Below are 3,795 nucleotides of genomic sequence, written 5' to 3'. Positions count from 1 at the left end.
GGGACTCATTTGGAACAGGTAAATTATTAACGATCGTGACAAATGATGTCACTTCCATTCAATCGGCAATGACGATGACATTACGTGTTCTCGTTCGTGGTCCACTGTTATTTATCGGAAGTATAATTATTGTTTTTGTAACAGCGCGAGAGTTATTTCCAATATTACTTGTAGTTGTTCCGATTTTATTACTTGCGATTATTTTAATTGCAAGTAAAGCAAGTGGTACATTTAAAAAGGTGCAAGAGGCATTAGACAAAGTGAATACAAAGCTACAAGAAAATTTATCTGGTGTGCGTGTTATAAAAGCGTATGTAAGACAAAAATACGAAATCGCTCAATTTGGAAATGTAAATACAAATTTAACGAAGATAAATATTCGAGCTGTGCAACTTATTTCTTTAATGATGCCAATCATTATGCTAGTTGTAAGTGGCGGGATTGTCGCAACATTATGGATTGGTGGAGAAAAAGTATTCGATGGAACGCTTCAAGTAGGAGCGATTTTGGCATTTATTAATTACTTGAATATCATTTTAATGTCACTTATGTCGATTAGCATGGTATTTATTCAAATTGCGCGAGCTTTTCCATCTGCGGATCGTGTACAGCAAGTGTTAAATACCGAGGTTGATATTATAAGCGAAGCGTATGCGATCGAACCTGAGAAAATTGAAGGAAATATCGAATTTAAAAATGTTAGTTATAGCTATACGAAAAATAATGAATACGTTTTAAAAGATATTTCGTTTAGCATACAAAAAGGTGAAAAAGTAGGGATTATTGGATCAACTGGAAGTGGTAAATCTACCTTAGCGAAACTGTTACCACGTCTATATGATGTGGATCATGGTGAAATATGTATAGATGGAATAGATGTTAAAAAATATGATTTGCAAAAACTCCGTGCTTCAATAGGGTTTGTACCTCAGAAGGCGTTGTTGTTCTCAGGCAGTATAGAAGAAAATTTACGTTATGGTAAAGAAGATGCAACACATGACGAGCTGGAAGTAGCAGCTGCATCAGCTTGTGCGACTGAGTTTATCAATAAGCTGGAAGAATCTTATCAATATAATTTAACACAAGGCGCGACAAATCTATCAGGTGGACAAAAACAACGTGTATCAATTGCAAGGGCACTTGTGAGAAAGCCACCGATTCTCATATTAGATGATTCTACATCAGCAGTTGATGCAAAATCAGAGGCTACCATTCAAACAGCTTTAAAAACAAAATATAAAGGCACAACGACTTTATTAATTGCGTCCAAAATTTCTTCCATAATGGATGCGGATAAAATACTTGTATTAGATAATGGTGAATTAGTTGGCAATGGTACACATGAACAATTGTTAGAAAAAAGTGAGGTTTATCAGGAAATTTATCTTTCCCAAGGTGGTAATTTGGATAAAGAAGGTGGGGAAGAACATGCGTAATTTTCAAGGGCAATTTGCTAATAAAGGTGGACGAAACACCCCAAAGATGGGAAAAGCTAAAAATGCTCAAGGAACTGTAATGCGGGTATGGAACTATATGGGCTATCAAAAAGCTGCTCTTATGTTTGTTATATTTCTAGTCGTTGTTACTACATTACTTGGATTATTAGGTCCATATTTTATGGGAGTCATTATAGATCAATATATTGTACCGAAAGATTTAAGTGGTACAGCAAGAATGTGTATGTTACTTATCGCGATTTATGGTGTAACTGTACTTTTAACATGGTTACAAACGTTTGTCATGATTAACGTTGCATTAAAAACAATTCAAAAAATACGACAAGATATTTTTGAGAAAATCCAAACGCTTTCTTTACGGTTCTTTGACGTGCGTTCTCAAGGTGATTTAATGAGCCGTGTGACAAATGATATAGATAATTTGAATCAAGCTTTGACACAAAGCGTTGTACAAATTATTTCATCAGCATTAACTTTTATAGGTGTAACGATTGCAATGTTCGCCTTAAATTGGATTTTAGCAATTGTAACTTTAATTACAGTACCTATTATGTTTTACGTTACAAAAAAACTAGTTGCATATAGTGGTAAAAACTTTGCGAAGCGTCAAAAAGATTTAGGTGAATTAAATGGATTTATTGAGGAAGCAATTACAGGTGCGGATGTTACAACGTTGTACGGAAAAGAAAAAGAAACTGTACAAAATTTCAATAAAATTAATGAACAGCTAAGAGTTTCAGCTACGAAGGCTGATACATTTTCAGCTTTTATTTTTCCAAGTATGAACTTTATTAATAACTTAGGTATGGGGCTTGTCATTGGGACTGGATCAGTTATGGTCTTAAACGGAATGACAACAGTAGGAGTTATTGCGGCTTTTATTAATTATTCTCGTCAATTCTCAAGACCGCTAAGTCAATTTGCGACTTTAATGAATACAATTCAAGCGGCGGTTGCTGGTGGAGAACGTGTTTTTGAGATTATGGATGAGGTACCAGAAATTCAAAATAAAAAAGACGCATTTGTTGTACAAAATTTACAAGGGCATGTTGCACTTGAGAATGTTTCATTTGGCTACGCAGAAAATAAAACGATTTTAAAAGAAGTGAGTCTTAAAGCGCAGCCAGGAGAGACAATTGCTTTAGTTGGTCCGACTGGATCAGGGAAAACAACAATCATTAATTTGTTAACTCGCTTTTATGATATACAGCAAGGACAAATTCATATTGATGGAAAAGATATAAAAGATTATGATATTAATTCTTTACGAAGTAAAATAGGAGTAGTTTTACAGGATACGTATTTATTTGCTGGTTCGATTATGGATAATATCCGTTATGGACGCTTAGATGCTACTGATGAAGAAGTTATCACTGCAGCTAAGGCAGCATCTGCACATTCTTTTATTAAGCATTTACCAAATCAATATGAAACAGAAATTGCTTCAGAAGGATCGAATTTAAGTCAAGGACAAAAACAACTTCTTGCGATTGCACGAGCAATTTTAGCAGATGCAGATATATTAATTCTCGATGAAGCGACATCAAATATTGATACAAGAACAGAATTACAAATACAAGCAGGACTAAATAATTTAATGAGAGGTCGCACAAGTTTTGTGATCGCTCATCGACTTAAAACAATTGAAAAAGCAGATCAAATTCTTGTTATAAAAGATGGAAATATTTTAGAAAGAGGGAATCATGAGTCTCTCATGGAAGATAGAGGGTTTTATTTTGATCTGTATACGAGTCAGTTTAAAATTTAATATAAAAAATGAGGTTTCTCTAGAAAAGAGAAGCCTCATTTTTTATATTCGTAAATTTTATGAATCACTTTTCAAACCAAATTCATTATCCGACCTGAAAAATACTTATACTTGCAGAGACATTTGTTAAAGAGCCGCCATCACTATTTGAGAGAGTGATAGTACTTGCTGAAGAGGTGTTATTTATTAAAGTCAATGTTGAAGGAACAACTGTTACGGTAAAAGCAGCAGTACCTTGATTTATTGTATGTGGTGACCCCGTACCAAAACGCCCACCTGGAATTGGTGTACCATTTAGTTCGAGGGAGAATTGGTTTTCGCGAGAAGCTTGTAATTGAAACTCTGCTACATATGTTCCTAGTGTATTAATTATAATATTTCCAGTACCTGTGATGTGACTAAGGGCAGTTCCTGTTATAGGTCCATTTGTGTTAAAAGTAACACTACTTCCCACTGCGATTGATTGGTTAGTAGTATCAAAAACATATAGATAGTTTGTTAACCCTACACTAGCCGCCCCAGTAGGTCCGGTGGAACCGGTAGAGCCAGTATGTCCAGTGGAACCGGTAG

At 34.9% G+C, this 3,795-nt stretch carries 2 protein-coding genes and 1 pseudogene; 2 read left to right on the top strand and 1 reads right to left on the bottom strand.

Annotation, left to right across the window (positions count from 1 at the left end; translation table 11 throughout):
* A partial coding sequence (locus MR170_RS30015) for an ABC transporter ATP-binding protein (protein WP_242310524.1) occupies positions 1 to 1,436 on the top strand: 1,436 nt, incomplete at its 5' end.
* Entirely contained in the window at positions 1,429 to 3,225 is a 1,797-nt protein-coding gene (locus MR170_RS30010; protein WP_016081661.1) for an ABC transporter ATP-binding protein, read from the top strand. The genes MR170_RS30015 and MR170_RS30010, both read left to right, overlap by 8 nt.
* A gap of 85 nt (positions 3,226 to 3,310) precedes the next feature.
* On the opposite strand, the pseudogene MR170_RS30005 reads toward MR170_RS30010, so the two are convergent.
* Positions 3,311 to 3,795, bottom strand: a pseudogene (locus tag MR170_RS30005) (collagen-like protein); the annotation flags it as partial.

It is taken from the genome of Bacillus cereus group sp. BfR-BA-01524, assembly GCF_022662595.1.
Taxonomy (GTDB): Bacteria; Bacillota; Bacilli; order Bacillales; family Bacillaceae_G; genus Bacillus_A; species Bacillus_A thuringiensis_S.
This window is presented reverse-complemented; position numbering and strand designations above follow the sequence as displayed.